Below are 17,229 nucleotides of genomic sequence, written 5' to 3'. Positions count from 1 at the left end.
AAAGCGCTTGCTCGCCTAGACTGGCGGGATGCAGACTTCTCAAGGCTTCGTAGCGCCCGGTTTCGAAAATGTACTGGACTTGTTCGAATCGTTCCTGGCCGAGGACCCGCAGTACAGTGCACAGCTGGCCGCTTTCCGGAACGGGGCGCAGGTTGTGCGGCTCGCCGGCGGACCGGATATGGATGCGGACACCATCACGGGCGCCTACTCCTGCTCCAAAGGCGTGGCGGCCATGGTGATCGCACTGCTGGTCCAGGGCGGCCTGCTTGACCTCGACGCCCCCGTGGCCAAGTACTGGCCGGAGTTTGCAGTCCACGGCAAGGACCGGCTTCTGGTCCGGGAGGCTTTGTCCCACCAGGCGGGACTCATGGGAGTGGAGGGCGGTTTCGCGCTGAAGGAGTTCACCACTGCGGACGCTGCTGCCCGGCTGGCAGCGGCGCGGCCCTCCTGGCAGCCCGGGCGGCAATTTGGCTATCACGCCCTAACCATCGGGATCATCATGGAGGAATTGTGCCGCCGGACGGCCGGAGAATCGCTGCAAAGCATCTACGACCGGCGGATCCGGACGGCGCTGGGCATCGACTTTTTCCTCGGTCTGCCCGCAGAGCTGGAGCCCCGCTACCGGGACGTCCTCTACACCGACGATCCGCAAGGACCCTGGGTGGATCCCCTCAGCCTGGAGGGTCTGAACAGCAACGCGCCCGTCAGCACCATCATGGGACTGCCCAATATCCGCAGCGTCCGCCGTGCAGGGATGTCGGCGGCCGGCGGCGTTGGGTCCGCGGAGGGACTGGCGCGCCTCTATGCAGCCGCCACTACGGGGACCGACAGTGCGCCGGCCTTCCTCAATCCGCAGACGCTGGAGCTTATGTCCCAGGAACAGGTATGGGGCCTGGACCGTTCATCCGGGCTGGACAACGCCTTCGCGGTGGTGTTTATGAAGCCGCACCCGTCCCGGAACTTCGGCAGCCACCGTGCCTTCGGCCACGAAGGCGCCAACGCCGCCCTCGGGTTTGCCGATCCCGCCTACGGCCTCGGCTTTGGTTACATTCCCCGGCGTGCAGAGGACGGGCGGACGCCCGGAAGGGCGCACCGGCTGGCTGCTGCCGTGCGCCGTTCGGCAGCCGCCTTGGCCTGAATGGACCGGCTCCGGCAGGTTTGCTCGCGGCCTTGACCTGCGCCTTTGTGGTTGCGGGACAAGGCGCCCTAGTGTGGGGCGGATGGGCAATTCTCGAGCACGTCCCACCATCCGATGGGCCAGGGGAACCCAATTCCTCAAGCAGGCAGTAGAAGGACTGTCCGCGGCGTTCGCTGCACAGCGACTGCAGTTGGCGTCGAAAGCGGCACTGGCAGCGGGCGTGGCATTTTTCATCGCCCCGCTGATGCCCGGCAGCGCGTCGCACTACGCCTACTACGCGCCCCTGGGGGCCTTGGTGGCGATGTACCACAACGTTGCTGGCTCCGTTCGGCAGGGCCTGCAGGCCCTCACCGGACTGGCCGTGGGCATCGGGCTCGCCGTGGTCCTGGTGAACATCGCGGACCCGTCACCCTTGACGGTGGCGATTTTTATGGGGATAGGAGTGCTGCTCGGCGGCTTGCCGGGCCTCGGTTCAGGCAGTGATTGGATTCCGACGGCGGCCCTGCTGGTCCTGCTGGTGGGCGGAAGCAACGCTGATGACTTTTCCTTCGGCTACCTGGTGCAGATGGGTGCGGGCGTCGCTGTGGGCATCGGCGTCAACTTCCTGGTCTTCCCCCCGCTCCACCTGCAGGCAGCAGCGGCGAGCCTGGATGACCTCCGCCTCGCTTTGGGCCGGCAGATGACGGACATGGGTACCGCACTGAAGGAAGAGTGGCCGCCCGAGCACGAAGAATGGTCCCACCGCTCCGACGAGCTGGCCACGGCCACCCGGTCGGTCCGGCACCTCGTCAAGGAAGCCGACGCCAGCCGGAGGGCCAACCCCCGGCGCCGGCTCCACCCCCGTGACATTGACCTCGACTACCGCAACCTTCGCCAGCTTGAACGGGTCACGTTCCACGTCCAGGACATGACGGACGTGCTCACTGACGTGATCTGGGAAAGCGACGTGCCGTACACCGTCCCGCTGCAGGACAACGTTCCCCTCGCCGACGCCATCACGGCAACCGGTGAACTGCTGGGCTCCTTCAGCACTGACGACCCGCAACAGCAGGCGGAACGCTTCAAGGCGGCCCACGCGGCGGTGGAAGCCTGCATGGCCGCCACCGCCGGGCGGGAGCTGGACCAGGGCGCCGTCCCTGCCTCCGAATCGATCCTCCTCAGCCTGCACCGGATCCTGCGTTCCGTCCGCCCCGGAACTGAGGCCTCGGCGTCGTGAAGCGAAAACCTAGAGCACGGCAACCGAGCCGCTGAAATGCCGGCGGCCCGAACGGGGGTTCCACGCTGCGAAGTCCGAACGCTCCCACGCCCCGGACGTTCCCTCGGCGCTGCTGATATCCAAGGCAACCCGGCAGGGCAGGAACACCGGCGCCTCAAAGTCGACATCCCAGGTGAAGGAATCACCGCGGACTGCACCGACATCTGCGAGCGCCCGGGAAGCCAGGTACATTCCGTGGGCGATTGAGCGCCGCATCCCCAACGCTTTCGCTGAAAGCACGCTGAGGTGGATGGGGTTGAAGTCACCGGACACAGCCGCGTACGCCCTGCCAGTATCAACCCCAAGCTGCCACTGTGCTGTGGGATCGGGAGCCTTGAAGTCGGCACGCACGGGCGCGGGCGAGGGCTTGTCGATTCCCGGCAGGAAAACACCCTTGGCGAGATAGGTGGAGACACCTCGCCAGCAGGTGTCCGCCAGCCCGGCCCGGCGTACTTCGCTGACCACGTCCACCTGGGTACCGGCACGGTGGCCGCGCAGGTTTTCCACATGGGCCGTGACGTCCAGGGCGTCCGTGAAAAGCACCGGAGACCGTTGTTCCACACTGTTCCGGAGATGGATCATACCGAGCAGCGGAAGTGGAAAGTCGTCCCTGTTCATCACGCTCATGGCGAGGGGGAACGCGAGCGCGTGGATGAAGCCCGCCGGCAGGACGTCACTGGCGGTTTCACCAATGAGGTGCTGGTAGGCAGTCAGGTTCCCCACGTCCACAGTGACCCCGCGGACCTCATGGCTCTCAGCCGGCAAGGCGGTACCGTCATGGGTCCCCAGCAGCCGCCGCCGCGCCGCCTGGGCTGCCGCATTGACGTACAGCTTCGAAAGCGACGGCATCTCGCCGAGGATGACCGGCTGCGCGGGCGTCATGCCCCCACCAAGTTCTGTCCGCAGACCCGCAGCACCTCGCCGTTGATACCGCCGGCGGCGTTACTGGCGAGGAAAGCGATTGTTTCCGCGACGTCGGTTGGCTGCCCGCCCTGCTGCAGCGAGTTCAGGCGGCGGCCCACCTCCCGCAGGGCAAAAGGTATCCGCGCCGTCATTTCGGTTTCGATGAAGCCCGGGGCCACGGCGTTGACCGTTCCTCCGTGGGCAGCAATGAGCGGGGCCGTGGCCCGGACCATTCCCATCACGCCTCCCTTGGAGGCCGCGTAGTTTGTCTGGCCGCGGTTTCCGGCAATGCCACTGGTGGACGCCACGGAGACTATCCGTGGAGACGCGCGGAAGTGTTCGGACCCGAGCAGGGCCTCGTTGATCCGGAGCTGCGCGGCAATGTTGATATCGATGACGGAACTCCAGCGGGACTGGTCCATGTTGGCCAGGAGTTTGTCCCTGGTAATTCCGGCATTGTGGACCATGATGTCGAGGCGCCCGTGCCGCTGCGCCGCGTGCTCGAGGATCCGCTGCCCGGCGTCCTCTCTGCTGATGTCCAGCTGGAGGGCAGTGCCTTTGACCTGGTTGGCCACCTCGGCGAGGTGGTCGCCGGCCGCCGGGATATCCACCAGCACCAGTGTGGCGCCGTCGCGGTGCAGGGTCCGGGCGATGGCAGCACCAATACCCCTCGCTGCTCCGGTGACAACGGCGACCCGTCCAGCCAGCGGTTCCGCGGCGTCCTCCGGAAGTTCCCCCGCCGTCGTCGATACCGTCACGAACTGTCCGTCCACAAAGGCGGACCGGCCGGAAAGGAAGAACCGGACTGCCCCTAACGTACTGGGGCTGGTTGGCCCCACTTCCGGTCCCAGGAGCACGCCGTTGCCGGTGGCACCGGCACGCAGTTCCTTGGCCAGGGAGCGCAGGAACCCGTCCACCCCCTGCCGGGCCGCTGCCTGGGCCGGTGAGGAAGCGCCAGAGGCCGGCCGGGAGACGGTGATGATCCGGCCTCCCGGGCCGAGGTCCCGAAGGGAAGCCGCGGCCGTCAGAATGGGCTTCGCCAGGTCTTCAGGGCGTGCCACGTCGTCCAGCACCAGGATGATGGCGCCGAGCTTCTCCCTTGGAACGGCGTGCCTCCTGACGTCGAGGTCCCAGGAGAGCAGTTCGGCGGCCAGGCTGTCAGCGCCGGGCGTGTCTCCCTGGACCACAATGGGGCCGGTGACCAGCGGCTGGCCGGGCTGGTACCGGCGGAGAACGGCAGGCTGGGGCAGCCCCAGCTTCTTGGCTACGTTCCTGCCCAGGCCGTGGTTGACGAGTTGTGCGTACTTGTCAGTCATCGGAGCCCCTACAGTGATTCCAGAATCGCCGCGACGCCGAGTCCGCCGGCCGCACAGACCGAGACCAGCCCCCGTGCGGGACGGCCTTCCGAGCTGGCCTTGGCGTGCAGGGCCTTGGCAAGCGAAGCGACGATCCGGCCGCCGGTCGCGGCGAAGGGATGGCCGGCAGCGAGGGAAGACCCGTTGACGTTCAACCTGGACCGGTCAATGGTTCCGAAAGCGCCTTCCAGGCCCAGCCGTGTCCGCCCGAAGTCTTCGTCCTCCCATGCGGCGAGCATGCACAGGACGGTGGACGCGAAGGCTTCATGGATCTCGAAGAAGTCAATGTCCGCCAGGGTGAGCCCCTGCCGGGCGAGCAGCCTGGGGACGGCGAAGACCGGTGCCATCAGCAGGCCGTCCTTGCCGTGCACAAAGTCCACGGCGGCAGCTTCGGCATCCACCACGGCTGCCAGTTTGGGCAGGTCCCGGGCGTCGGCCCACTCTTCCGAGGCGAGCAGGACGGTGGAGGCGCCGTCGGTCAGCGGAGTGGAGTTGCCGGCCGTCATGGTGGCATTGGCGCCAAGGTTCTTCCCGAAGACAGGTTTCAGCCCTGCGAGCTTGTCCAGTGACGTGTCCGCACGCAGGTTCCCATCCCGGGTCAGGCCCCGGTACGGAGTGGTGAGGTCATCGAAGAACCCGGCGTCGTAGGCCGCTGCGAGGTTCCGGTGGCTGTTGAGCGCCAGTTCATCCTGCGCCTCGCGGGAGACCTTCCACTGGGAGGTGGTGAGCGCCTGGTGCTCCCCCATGGAAAGACCTGTGCGGGGCTCGGAGGTTCCGGGAGCCAGCGGGGCCAGGTCTTTGGGCCGCAGGCGGCTGAGGATCTGCAGCCGCTGGGGAAGGCTCCGGGCCCGGTTGAGGTCCAGGATGACTTCGCGGAGCCCTTCGCTGACCACCACGGGTGCGTCGGAGGCGGAGTCGACACCGCCCGCGATTCCCGAGTCGATCTGGCCCAGCTTGATCTTGTTGGACAGGCCCACGACGGTCTCAAGCCCCGTTGCGCAGGCCTGCTGGAGGTCATACGCGGGTGTTTCGGGTGACAAGGCTGAGCCCAGGACTGCTTCGCGGGTGAGGTTGAAGTCCCGGGAGTGCTTCAGCACGGCGCCCGCGGCCACTTCCCCGATCAGCTCGTCCTGCAGGCCAAAGCGGGCGATCAGCCCGTCCAGAGCCGCCGTCAGCATGTCCTGGTTCGAAGACTTGGCGTACGCACCGCCGGCCCGGGCGAACGGGATCCTGTTACCGCCAACGATGACTGCCCTGCGGAGCCCAGGGGCGGAAGCTGCGGCGGGAGTGCCGGACTCGGGTCCGGTGGTGGTCTGTCCGTCAATGGACATGGGTATCTCCTCGGGTCGCGTACGGTTACCGATACCCAGCGTACCTGATACGCTGGGTATCGTGAACATCCAGCAAACCGGTTCCTCCCCTGTGTCCGATGCCGCCGGCGCCGACGGCCGCTCGTCACGCTGGCAGAGCCACCGGGAGGAGCGGCGCCGGGAACTGATCAAGGCAGCCCGCCGGGCCGTGCACGCACTGGGCAGCGACGCATCGATGGAGGACATTGCGACCGCCGCAGGTACGTCCAAGTCCGTGTTCTACCGCTACTTCGGTGACAAGGCAGGACTCCAGCAGGCGGTGGGCGAGGTTGTCCTCAGCCAGATGCAGCACCGGATCCGGGAGGCCGCGCAGAGCGCCGACACACCCCGGGAAGGACTGCTGGCCATGGTTACCGCCTACCTCCAGATGGCCAGCACAAGTCCCAATGTCTACACCTTTGTGACCCGCCACGCCGCCGACACGGACGCCGCCCAAGACACCGATGCAGGGTCCGCCGCGCTGGGACACTTCTTTGAAGCCATCGCCGAAATGATCGCCACACCCATGCGCTCCCACCTGGGCGACGGCAAGGAAGCGGTTATTGGCTACTGGCCCAAAGCCGCCATTGGCATGGTGCGGAACGCGGGCGAGCAGTGGCTCAGCACTCCGGCCTCCCCCGCCAAGCCCGGGCAGGAAGTGATGGCGCGGCAGATTACAGACTGGCTCTGCGTCGGCATTGCCCCTGAACTGTCCCCGTCCACGCGGACATAACGAATCCACTGCCACCCCCCCGGTTATTGCCCCGGTGGCTTTCATGAGCCGCAGAACTCCCACCCATCTGTCAGCACCCAACAAAGGACTACGACATGACTGAACTAGTGGACCGTCCCGCACGAAGAGGGCAGCGCCCCGCAGCGGCAGCTGCTGCCTCCCGAGCAGCTGAAACACAGCCCGCCGTCGACGTCGACGCGCTGGGTGAACAACTCCTGGGGAAGTGGGCCGCAATCCGGCGCCAGGCCCGGACGCTTGCGGAACGTCCAGAGCTGCACAAGATCGAGGGACTTCCGCACACCGAGCACCGCACCAGGGTGTCCGGCCAGCTGAAGTACCTGGTGGAGAACGAGGCGGTCCACCGCGCGTTCCCGGAGTCGCTGGGTGGCGCCGATGACCATGGCGGAAACATCGCGGGCTTTGAGGAACTCGTGGTGGCGGATCCTTCGCTGCAGATCAAGGCAGGTGTGCAGTGGGGGCTCTTCGGATCCGCAGTGATGCACCTCGGCACGGCTGAGCACCACGCCAAGTGGCTCCCCGGCATTATGAGCCTTGAGATCCCCGGCTGCTTTGCCATGACCGAGACTGGACACGGCTCCGACGTTGCCAGCATTGCCACCACCGCTACGTTCGATCCCGCCACTGACGAGTTCGTGGTGCACACTCCGTTCCGCGCAGCGTGGAAGGACTACATCGGCAATGCCGCGATTGACGGCCTGGGCGCCGTGGTGTTCGCCCAGCTGGTTACCCGGGACGTCAACCATGGAGTCCATGCGTTCTACGTGGACCTCCGCGACCCGGAAACCGGGGAGTTCCTGCCCGGCATCGGCGGGGAGGACGACGGCATCAAGGGCGGGCTCAACGGGATCGACAACGGCCGGCTGCACTTCACCGGCGTGCGCATTCCGCGGACCAACCTCCTGAACCGCTACGGCAACGTTGATTCCGACGGGGCCTACAGCTCCCCGATCGCCAGCCCCGGCCGCCGCTTCTTCACCATGCTGGGAACCCTGGTGCAAGGCCGCGTGTCCCTTGACGGTGCGGCCGTGGCAGCCTCCAAGGTCGCCTTGACAGCTGCCATTCAGTACGCCACCGAACGCCGCCAGTTCAACGCCTCCTCGCACACCGAAGAGGAAGTGCTGCTGGACTACCAGCGCCACCAGAAACGCCTGTTCACCAGGCTGGCCACCACCTACGCGGCCGGCTTTGCCCACGAGCAGCTGCTGCAGAAGTTCGACGACGTCTTTTCGGGTGCCCACGACACCGACGAGGACCGCCAGGACCTGGAAACCCTCGCGGCCGCACTGAAGCCGCTCAGCACCTGGCACGCGCTGGACACCCTGCAGGAATGCCGGGAGACCTGCGGCGGCGCCGGCTTCCTGATCGAAAACCGCTTCGCCTCATTGAGGGCGGACCTGGACGTGTACGCCACCTTCGAAGGCGACAACACCGTGCTGCTGCAGCTCGTGGCCAAGCGGCTCCTGGCGGACTACGCCAAGGAATTCCGCAGCGTGGACTTCGGTGTGCTGGCCCGGTATGTGGTGGGACAGGCTACCGGGGCGGCCATCCACCGCACCGGCCTGCGGCAGGTAGCCCAGTTCGTCGCTGACTCCGGATCAGTGCAGAAGGCTGCCATCGCCCTCCGCGAAGAGGAAGGCCAGCGCGCGCTGCTCACCGACCGGGTGCAGACCATGGTGGCTGAGGCCGCAACAGCGCTCAAGGGCACGGGGCGGTTGTCGCAGGAGAAGGGCGCCGCCCTGTTCAACCGGCACCAGAACGAACTGATCGACGCTGCGCAGGCCCATGCCGAACTGCTCCAGTGGGAGGCCTTCACGGAGGCGCTGGGCGATATTGCGGACCCCGGCACCAGGACGGTCCTGACCTGGCTGCGGGACCTGTTCGGCCTGTCCCTGATCGAGAAGAACCTGTCCTGGTACCTCATGAACGGCCGCCTCTCCATGCAGCGCGGCCGGACCGTGGGCGAGTACATCAACAGGCTGCTGGTGAAAATCCGCCCGCATGCCCTGGACCTTGTGGACGCTTTCGGGTATGGCGAAGACCACGTGCGCGCAGCCATCGCCACCGGCGCGGAGAAGGAACGGCAGGACGAGGCGCGCGCCTACTTCCGCAGCCTGCGGGCGAGCGGCAAGGCGCCCGTGGACGAGAAGCTCCTGCTGGCGCGGACCGCCGGGAACTGCGTTTGACCGTCTCCCACCGGCAATAACGACGACGGCGCCGCCCACCTCGGGAGGTGGGCGGCGCCGTCGTGGTTTGGCTGGAAACGCTAGCTCTGCGCCGGAAGTACGGAGCGGTACACCTCCAGCGTGGTTTCCGTGATGGACTCCCAGGAGAAGTGCCTTTCGGCGCGCGCCCGGCCGGCCTGCCCCATAGCGCGGGCGCGGGCCGGATCCGAGACGACCTCGGTGAGGGCGGCAGCGAATTCCGTAACGAACTTTTCCGGGTCCAGGGGTGTACCGGTGCCGTCGGTGACCTGCTCCAGTTCCACCAGCAGGCCGGTCTGGCCGTGCTCCACCACCTCGGGAATGCCGCCGGTGGCACTGGCGACCACGGCGGCGCCGCATGCCATGGCTTCCAGGTTCACGATGCCCAGCGGTTCGTAGATGGACGGGCAGGCAAAGGCGGTGGCGTGGCTGAGCACCTGGACCAGCTCGTGGCGGGGCAACATGCGCTCGATGAGCACCACGCCGGTGCGCTCGCGCTGCAGGTCCTCAATCAGCCGGGCCGTCTCGGCGGCCAGCTCCGGGGTGTCGGCGGCCCCGAGGCACAGGACCAGCTGGACGTCGGCGGGGAGCTTTGCTGCCGCACGCAGGAGGTAAGGGACCCCCTTCTGGCGGGTGTTGCGGCCCACGAACACCACACTCGGCTTGTCCGGGTCGATGCCCAGAGCGCGGATGGCGTCATCATTTTCGTCGCGCTGCCACAGCTCGACGTCGATGCCGTTGTGGACCACGCGGACCTTCGCCGGATCAACGTTCGGGTAGCTCCGCAGGATGTCCTGCCGCATACCCTCCGACACGGCGATGATGGCGGCGGCGGCCTCGTAGGCCGTCTTTTCCACCCAGGAGGACAGGGCGTACCCGCCGCCGAGCTGCTCCGCCTTCCAGGGGCGCAGCGGCTCCAGGCTGTGGGCGCTGAGGACGTGCGGAATGCCGTGCAGCAGGGACGCCAGGTGCCCTGCCATGTTGGCGTACCAGGTGTGCGAATGTACAAGGTCCGCGCCTTCAACATCGGGGACGATCCGCAGGTCCACCCCGAGCGTCTGCACGGCCGCGTTGGCTGTCCCAAGGTCCTCGGGCACCGCGTAGGAGGTCACCGCCGCGCCATGATAGTCGGCGTCGCGGGGAGCACCAAAAGCACGAACCTGCAGGTCAACATGCTTACTAAGCACCCTGCTCAATTCGGCTACGTGGACCCCGGCGCCACCATAGATTTCGGGCGGAAACTCTTTAGTCACAATGTCTATTCGCACATGACCCAAGGTAGTCCTTCACGCATAACTGTTCTAGTGTGAAGGAGTCCGGGCATGCCGGACTGTCTTGGGGAGTTACGAAGGCGTACAGGAGCGACCATTATGCCGTTGAACAAAAGAGTCCTGGCCATTGTCCTCGCCGGCGGCGAGGGAAACAGGCTGATGCCACTGACGGCAGACCGGGCCAAACCCGCCGTGCCCTTCGCGGGAAGTTACCGGCTGATCGACTTCGCCCTGTCCAACCTGGTGAATTCCCGTTATCTGCAGATCGTTGTGCTGACCCAGTACAAGTCGCACAGCCTTGACCGGCACATCTCCGAGACGTGGCGCATGTCCACCCAGCTCGGCAACTACGTGGCTTCTGTTCCTGCCCAGCAGCGCGTGGGCAAGAGCTGGTTCCTGGGCAGCGCCAACGCCATCTACCAGTCGCTGAACCTCATCCACGACGCCAACCCGGACATCGTTGTAGTGGTCGGCGCCGACCACGTCTACCGTATGGACTTCGCACAGATGGTGGCCCAGCACGTGAACAGCGGGGCCAAGGCAACGGTCGCCGCAGTGCGGCAGCCCCTCCACATGGCCGACCAATTCGGCGTGATCGAAGTGGACCAGAACGATCCCCAGAAGATCGCCGCCTTCGTCGAAAAGCCAGCCAGCACCCCCGGACTGGCGGCGGACCCGTCACAGTTCCTGGCCTCCATGGGCAATTACGTCTTCGACGCCGACGCCCTGGTGGAGGCGCTGCACGTGGACGCCGAGCGCCTGGACACCAAGCACGACATGGGCGGGGACATCATCCCGTACTTCGTCAACCAGGGCGAGGCCGGCGTCTACGACTTCACGCTGAACGACATCCCCGGCTCCACCGAGCGTGACCGCACCTACTGGCGCGACGTCGGCACCATCGACTCCTTCTACGACGCCCACATTGACCTCATCTCCCCGCTGCCGGTCTTCAACCTCTACAACTCCGAGTGGCCCATCTACACCCGCCAGAGCATCTCGCCGCCGGCCAAATTCGTCCGCGGCAAGAACGACACCGTGGGCACCGCACTCGACTCAATCGTTTCCAGCGGTGTGGTGATTTCCGGCGGAGTGGTGGAAGGCTCGGTCCTTTCCAACGACGTCTTCGTGGGAACCAGCAGCCGGGTCATCGATTCCGTCCTGATGGACAAGGTCCAGATCGGCGAAGGGGCAGTGATCAACCGCGCCATCATCGACAAAAACGTCAAGGTACCGGCCGGTGCTGCCATCGGCCTGGACCCGGACCTGGACCGCGCCCGCGGTTTCAAGGTCACCGAATCGGGAATCACCGTGCTCTCCAAGGGCCAGGAAGTCCCCGAGCCGGATGAGGCGGAGCGCCAGCTCGCTGCGAATAACCTGCACCTCGTGCCGAACGCCGTCAAGGCCGCCGTCGAGAAGTACCCGAGTGTGCGCGAGTCGGTGGACAAAGTGGCCGAACGGCACGCTGAGGCCGCAGCGGACGCTGCACCCGCCGCACGCATTTCCTGAGCGTTCCTCCCGGGACTCCCCCGCGGCCCCGGTGGGGTCCGCGGGGTGTCCCAGGCTGTAAAATCAGTACAATGAGCTTCCCCGATCTGACGCCTGAGGAAATCCAGGCATGCCTCAAGGTCCTCAACACGATCCACGCCTATGACGAGGAGCACCCGGACTACATCTCGGTGCGCCGCGCCACCGGCAAGATGTTCAAAGCCGTCAAGAGGCACCGCCGGGTCAGCAAACGCGACCTGATTTCCGAGGCTGACCGGGCAGTCATCGCCCTGACGGCCACCGCCGCACCGGACCGGATCGACGATGAAACCCGCGGGAACAAGCTGGCCCCCTCGGCCACCGGCAAGGTGGCCGGGCACCTCATCCGGTCCCGCCCCTGCTACATCTGCAAGCAGCACTACACCCAGGTGGACGCCTTCTACCACCAGCTCTGCCCGGAGTGCGCCGTGTGCAACCACGCCAAACGCGACGCCCGCACCGACCTGACCGGCCGCCGTGCCCTGCTCACCGGCGGGCGTGCCAAGATCGGGATGTACATCGCGCTCCGGCTGCTCCGCGACGGTGCGCACACCACCATCACCACCCGGTTCCCCAAGGACGCCGCGCGCCGGTTTGCAGCTATGGAGGACAGCGGCGAGTGGCTGCACCGGCTCCGGATTGTTGGCATCGACCTGCGCGACCCAGCCCAGGTCATGGCCCTGACCGACTCCCTCAACGAGGCCGGGCCGCTGGACATCATCATCAACAACGCCGCCCAGACCGTGCGCCGGTCCGGCAACGCCTACAAGCCCCTGGTGGACGCCGAGGATGAGCCGCTGCCGGCCGCCCTGGAAGCGGCCAACGGCGGCCCCGAGCTGGTGACCTTCGGCCATGCGCACGACAAACACCCGCTGGCCCTGGCGAGCAGCGTGACCGAGCATCCGGTCCTCGCTGGGGATGCCATCACCTCGCTGGCCCTTTCCACCGGTTCGGCTTCGTTGGAGCGGATCGCCTCCGAGACGGCGATCGACGCCGGCGGGCTGGTTCCGGACCTGGCCACCATCAACAGCTGGACGCAGGTGGTGGACGAGGTGGATCCGCTGGAGATGCTCGAGGTCCAGCTCTGCAACGTCACCGCTCCGTTCCTGCTGGTCAGCAGGCTGCGGCCCGCAATGAAGCTCTCCACGGCGCGGCGGAAGTACATTGTGAACGTCTCGGCCATGGAGGGCCAGTTCTCCCGCGCCTACAAGGGCCCCGGCCACCCGCATACCAACATGGCCAAGGCTGCGCTGAACATGATGACCCGGACCAGCGCGCAGGAGATGCTGGAGACTGACGGCATCCTGATGACCGCGGTGGATACGGGCTGGATCACGGACGAGCGCCCCCACTTCACCAAGGTCCGGCTGATGGAGGAGGGCTTCCACGCGCCCCTGGACCTCGTGGACGGAGCTGCACGCGTCTACGATCCCATCGTGATGGGTGAGAACGGCGAGGACCAGTACGGGGTGTTCCTCAAGGACTACAAGCCCAGCCCCTGGTAGGCGTAAGCTCAGCGGCATGAGCGGCGAGACATCCCCCGAGGTACAGAATCTGGAACACCACGAGTGCTGGGCCATGCTGCGGACGGTCTCCGTGGGCAGGCTCGCGGTTATGGCCGACGGACGCCCGGACATCTTCCCCATCAACTACACAGTCGACGGCGGGACCCTCGTCTTCCGCACCGGCGAGGGCACCAAGCTGGCCGGCGCCTCGAAAGGCGCCGCGGTCGCACTGGAAGCCGACGGTGTGGATCCGGACAGCGCACTCGCCTGGAGCGTGGTGGCCAAAGGCACAGCCGACGTCGTCACTGGCACCGAACAGGTGATGGACACCGCCCGGCTGTACCTCTTCCCCTGGCAGGCGGGGAAGAAGGACGCGTTCGTCAGGATCACACCGGACAGCATTACCGGCCGCCGGTTCAAGGTGACCGAGCCGCTCACCTGGTGGACCCAGCTCAGCGGCGCCACCAAGGCGTCACCGGAGTAGGAACGGGGCCTGCCTGGCCCGGCCGGGCAGGCAGCCCTTAAAGGTCAGGCGAGCTGCGTGATTTCCACGCTGACATTCAGCGCCGAGCCGCCCCCGCCGGACAGGATGCCCTTCAGCGGGGGCACGTCACGGTAGTCCCTGCCCCTGGCCACGGTGACGTGGAAGTCCCCGGCGGGCTTGTGGTTGGTGGGGTCCCAGCTCCGCCAGTCGCCGTCCCACCACTCCAGCCAGGCGTGCGACTGCCCGGCAACGGTCTCGCCGATTCCCGCGCTGGAGCGCGGGTGCAGGTAGCCGGACACATACCGGGCCGGAATGCCGCAGCTGCGCAGCGAACCGATGGCGAGGTGGGCGAGGTCCTGGCACACCCCCTTGCGCTGGCCCCAGGCCTCCTCCGCGTTGGTGGTGACGGCGGTGGAACCCGACATGTACGTCATCTCCCCGCGCATCCACTCAAACACCGCCATAGCAGCGTCGTGCGGGTTCTTGCCTTCGACCACGCCCGGGATGATGCCCAGGACTTCGTCGCCGGGACCGCTCAGCCGGGACTGGGGAAGCCAGTCGCTGTAGGTGTTGAGCGTCTCGGGTGAAGCCAGGACGTCCCAGCCGGCAATGTCCGACTCGGAGGGGATCTTCTCGGCCCGGTGGACTTCCACCGTGATGTTGGAGACCACCTCGAGGTGCTCATGCGGCATCTGCATGTCGAACGCCGTAACCCTGGTCCCCCAGTAGTCGCGGTAGGTGCTGACGGCCGCCTGGGACGGGGAGACCTTGACCACCGATTCCAGCACCACCTGCTGGGAGTCGGTGAGCGGCGTCATCCTGGCCTCGTTGTAGGACAGGGTGACGCGCTTGTTGTACTTGTAGGCCGTCTTGTGAACGATACTCAGCCGGGTCATGAAACTTCTCCCACCCAGGCCAGTTCGTCCGCCTGATTGAAGTACTTACGGGAAATGGCGTCCGAGGCCTGGGACACTGCCTTCTGCACACGCTCCATGTGTTCGGGCAGTTCGGACATCAGGTCGTCCGTGCGGTGGAACTCAAGGAAGGTGCGGGCCTGGCCCACAATGCGGCGGGCGTCATTGATGAAGCCCACCCGCTGCGCGGAGGGATCCAGTTTGGCCAGGCACTCGTCCGCATCGCGCAGGGCATACACGATGGACCGCGGGAACAGCCGGTCCAGGAGCAGGAATTCGGCGGCATGCTGGTCACCGAAGGCTGCCCGCCGGGTGCGCAGGAAGGACTCGTAGGCACCGGCGCACCGGAGCATGTTGACCCAGGACATTCCTGCGGACAGGACGTCACGGGTGGAAAGCATCCGGGCGGTCATGTCGGCCCGTTCCAGGGAGCGTCCGAGCACGAGGAACAGCCAGCTTTCGTCGTGGCTTACGGTGGTGTCCGCAAGACCGCTCACCATGGCCGTGCGTTCCAGCGTCCAGTTGCAGAACCGGTAGGTGCCCACCACGTCCTTGCGGTGCTGGCTCAGCCCGTAGTACGTGGTGTTCAGGCTCTCCCAGAGGCCGGACGAAACGGTCTCCCTGGCCCGGCGGGCGTTCTCCCGGGCAGCGCCGAGGGACCCCGCGATGGAGGTGGCACTGGTTTTGTCGTAGGCCAGGGCGTGGAGCAGCTCGGGCAGGCCGAAGTCTTCGCTTTGCGGGCGCGCACCCATCACTGCGAGGAGCTCCTGGGCCACGCTCCTGCGTTCCTCCATGGGGAGGTGGTTCAGGCGCTCCAGGTGGACATCAAGGATGCGGGCGGTGCCGTCGGCCCGTTCCACATACCGGCCGATCCAGAAAAGGGATTCGGCAATACGGCTAAGCATTCGCGGCTACCTCCTGCGGGCCCGAAACTGTAAAAGACATTGGCTCGTTAGCGGCCGTGCTCACTGCTGCTGCTCCGTCTGGCGGTCACGCCAGTTGCTTTCCACCGGCCACACGGACACGCGTTCGCGGACCGAGATGGAGGGCCGAGGCACGGTTTCCACGGGCACCTGCGGCGAGTCCGCCAGGACCCAGGTGTCCTTGGAGCCGCCGCCCTGGCTGGAGTTCACAATCAGCGAGCCTTCTTTCAGGGCCACGCGGGTCAGGCCGCCTGGCAGCACCCAGACGTTGTCGCCGTCGTTCACTGCGAAGGGGCGAAGGTCCACGTGGCGGGGCCCGAACTTGTCGCCGCTCAGCGTGGGCACCGTCGAAAGCTGTAGGACGGGCTGTGCGATCCAGCCCCGGGGGTCGGCGATGATCCGCTGGCGCAGGGCGTCCAGCTCGCCATTGGAGGCGTCCGGTCCGATCACCAGGCCCTTGCCGCCGGAGCCGTCCACCGGCTTGACCACAAGTTCGGAGACGTTGTCCAAGGTGTACTCCCGCGCTTCCTTCTCTTCAAGGCGGTAGGTGTCCACATTGGCGATGATGGGCTCCTCGCTGAGGTAGTAGCGGATCAGGTCAGGGACGTAACTGTAGACGAGTTTGTCGTCGGCAACGCCATTGCCCACGGCGTTGGCGATGGTCACCCCGCCCGCCCTGGCCGCGTTGACGAGTCCGGGGCAGCCCAGCATCGAATCGGCGCGGAACTGCAGCGGGTCCAGGAAGTCGTCGTCGATCCGCTTGTAGATGACGTCCACGCGCTGCTCACCGGCCGTGGTGCGCATGTACACACGGTTGCCGCGGCAGATGAGGTCGCGGCCCTCCACCAGTTCAACACCCATGAGGCCGGCCAGCAGGGTGTGCTCGAAGTAGGCGCTGTTGAACACGCCGGGCGTGAGGACGACGACGGTGGGATCGTCCACACCGGCGGGGGCGGTTTTGCGCAGGGCCGAGAGGAGCCGCCGGGGGTACTCCTCCACCGGCCGGATGAGCTGCTGGCCGAAGGCCTCGGGCAGGCCCTTTGCCATGGCCCGCCGGTTCTCCAGGACGTAGCTCACGCCGGACGGGACGCGCACGTTGTCCTCCAGCACCCGGAACGTGCCCGCGGCATCGCGGACCACGTCGATACCGGAGATGTGCACCCGGACGCCGCCGGCCGGCTCAAAGCCGTGGACCTGGCGGTGGAAGTGCGCACTGGTGGTCACCAGCTGCCGCGGGATCACGCCGTCGGACACTACGGTCATTTTGTCGTACACGTCGTTGAGGAAGGCTTCGAGCGCGCGCACGCGCTGTGCCACGCCGCGCTCCAGCACATCCCATTCCGCCGCGGGGATGACCCGGGGGACGATGTCCAGCGGGAACGGGCGCTCCTCACCGGCGAAATCAAAGGTGACACCACGGTCCAGGAAGGTGCGGGCCATCGAGTCGGCGCGAGCGCTGACATCGGCGAGGGAAAGCTTGCGAAGCGCGTCCGCCACCTGCTCATAAGAGCTCCGGGCCTGTTGTCCGGGGGCGAACATCTCGTCGTAGGCTCCGGTGCGGCCGGCGGCCACGGAGTAATCCTGGAATAGGTCTGACATGTCCTCAAGCCAACCATCTTTTTGTTTCGAATTCATTACTGCCATCCATTC

14 protein-coding genes are annotated in these 17,229 nt (G+C 66.5%); 7 read left to right on the top strand and 7 right to left on the bottom strand.

Annotated elements, in window-relative coordinates:
- Window positions 1-28: 28 nt before the first annotated feature.
- Window positions 29-1,138, top strand: coding sequence for a serine hydrolase domain-containing protein (locus QFZ36_RS01895; RefSeq protein WP_306633479.1), 1,110 nt, complete (start codon window positions 29-31; stop codon window positions 1,136-1,138).
- A gap of 82 nt (window positions 1,139-1,220) precedes the next feature.
- Window positions 1,221-2,354, top strand: a complete 1,134-nt coding sequence (locus QFZ36_RS01890; protein WP_306633478.1) for an FUSC family protein — start codon at window positions 1,221-1,223, stop codon at window positions 2,352-2,354.
- Between the two features lie 9 nt (window positions 2,355-2,363).
- Here the strand turns inward: QFZ36_RS01890 and QFZ36_RS01885 are convergent, their stop codons facing one another.
- From QFZ36_RS01885 to QFZ36_RS01875, 3 genes are read right to left on the bottom strand one after another with little or no spacing between them, the layout of a single operon-like run.
- The gene (locus QFZ36_RS01885; protein WP_306633476.1) at window positions 2,364-3,275 is read right to left on the bottom strand and encodes a MaoC family dehydratase; all 912 of its coding nucleotides are present in this window, start codon (window positions 3,273-3,275) and stop codon (window positions 2,364-2,366) included.
- A complete protein-coding gene (locus QFZ36_RS01880; RefSeq protein ID WP_306633474.1) occupies window positions 3,272-4,612 on the bottom strand; it encodes a 3-oxoacyl-ACP reductase in 1,341 nt (446 codons plus the stop codon). Before QFZ36_RS01880 ends, QFZ36_RS01885 begins: the two co-directional genes overlap by 4 nt.
- Window positions 4,613-4,620: 8 nt before the next feature.
- Window positions 4,621-5,982, bottom strand: a complete 1,362-nt coding sequence (locus QFZ36_RS01875; protein ID WP_306633472.1) for an acetyl-CoA C-acetyltransferase — start codon at window positions 5,980-5,982, stop codon at window positions 4,621-4,623.
- A gap of 61 nt (window positions 5,983-6,043) precedes the next feature.
- Here QFZ36_RS01875 and QFZ36_RS01870 point away from each other — a divergent pair, with 61 nt between their 5' ends.
- Both QFZ36_RS01870 and QFZ36_RS01865 read left to right on the top strand, forming a co-directional pair.
- The gene (locus QFZ36_RS01870) at window positions 6,044-6,733 is read left to right on the top strand and encodes a TetR/AcrR family transcriptional regulator (protein ID WP_373427008.1); all 690 of its coding nucleotides are present in this window, start codon (window positions 6,044-6,046) and stop codon (window positions 6,731-6,733) included.
- Between the two features lie 95 nt (window positions 6,734-6,828).
- Window positions 6,829-8,937 carry an acyl-CoA dehydrogenase family protein gene (locus QFZ36_RS01865; RefSeq protein WP_306633470.1) on the top strand — a complete coding sequence of 703 codons (2,109 nt, stop codon included), beginning with the start codon at window positions 6,829-6,831 and terminating at the stop codon, window positions 8,935-8,937.
- Between the two features lie 80 nt (window positions 8,938-9,017).
- Here the strand turns inward: QFZ36_RS01865 and glgA are convergent, their stop codons facing one another.
- Window positions 9,018-10,223: a glycogen synthase gene (gene glgA / locus QFZ36_RS01860; RefSeq protein WP_306633468.1), complete on the bottom strand. Its 1,206-nt coding sequence runs from the start codon at window positions 10,221-10,223 to the stop codon at window positions 9,018-9,020.
- 102 nt (window positions 10,224-10,325) lie between these two features.
- Here glgA and glgC point away from each other — a divergent pair, with 102 nt between their 5' ends.
- The 3 genes from glgC to QFZ36_RS01845 all read left to right on the top strand — a co-directional run bounded on the left by glgC (window position 10,326) and on the right by QFZ36_RS01845 (window position 13,742).
- Complete coding sequence (glgC, locus tag QFZ36_RS01855) at window positions 10,326-11,735, top strand: glucose-1-phosphate adenylyltransferase (protein ID WP_306633466.1); 1,410 nt, start codon at window positions 10,326-10,328, stop codon at window positions 11,733-11,735.
- 71 nt (window positions 11,736-11,806) lie between these two features.
- Entirely contained in the window at window positions 11,807-13,258 is a 1,452-nt protein-coding gene (locus tag QFZ36_RS01850) for an SDR family NAD(P)-dependent oxidoreductase (RefSeq protein WP_306633464.1), read from the top strand.
- A gap of 16 nt (window positions 13,259-13,274) precedes the next feature.
- On the top strand, window positions 13,275-13,742 hold the full coding sequence (locus QFZ36_RS01845) for a pyridoxamine 5'-phosphate oxidase family protein (RefSeq protein ID WP_306633463.1): 468 nt from the start codon (window positions 13,275-13,277) through the stop codon (window positions 13,740-13,742).
- Between the two features lie 44 nt (window positions 13,743-13,786).
- Here QFZ36_RS01845 and QFZ36_RS01840 read toward each other — a convergent pair whose 3' ends face one another.
- From QFZ36_RS01840 to QFZ36_RS01830, 3 genes are read right to left on the bottom strand one after another with little or no spacing between them, the layout of a single operon-like run.
- Complete coding sequence (locus tag QFZ36_RS01840; RefSeq protein WP_306633461.1) at window positions 13,787-14,638, bottom strand: transglutaminase family protein; 852 nt, start codon at window positions 14,636-14,638, stop codon at window positions 13,787-13,789.
- Window positions 14,635-15,561 (bottom strand): alpha-E domain-containing protein, encoded by a 927-nt coding sequence (locus QFZ36_RS01835; RefSeq protein ID WP_018761308.1) that lies wholly within the window; start codon window positions 15,559-15,561, stop codon window positions 14,635-14,637. The genes QFZ36_RS01840 and QFZ36_RS01835 overlap by 4 nt, the downstream gene beginning before the upstream one ends.
- Before the next feature lie 60 nt (window positions 15,562-15,621).
- Window positions 15,622-17,178 carry a circularly permuted type 2 ATP-grasp protein gene (locus tag QFZ36_RS01830; protein WP_306639049.1) on the bottom strand — a complete coding sequence of 519 codons (1,557 nt, stop codon included), beginning with the start codon at window positions 17,176-17,178 and terminating at the stop codon, window positions 15,622-15,624.
- Window positions 17,179-17,229: the final 51 nt, after the last annotated feature.

Source organism: Pseudarthrobacter siccitolerans, from assembly GCF_030823375.1.
Lineage (GTDB): Bacteria > Actinomycetota > Actinomycetes > Actinomycetales > Micrococcaceae > Arthrobacter > Arthrobacter siccitolerans_A.
This window is presented reverse-complemented; position numbering and strand designations above follow the sequence as displayed.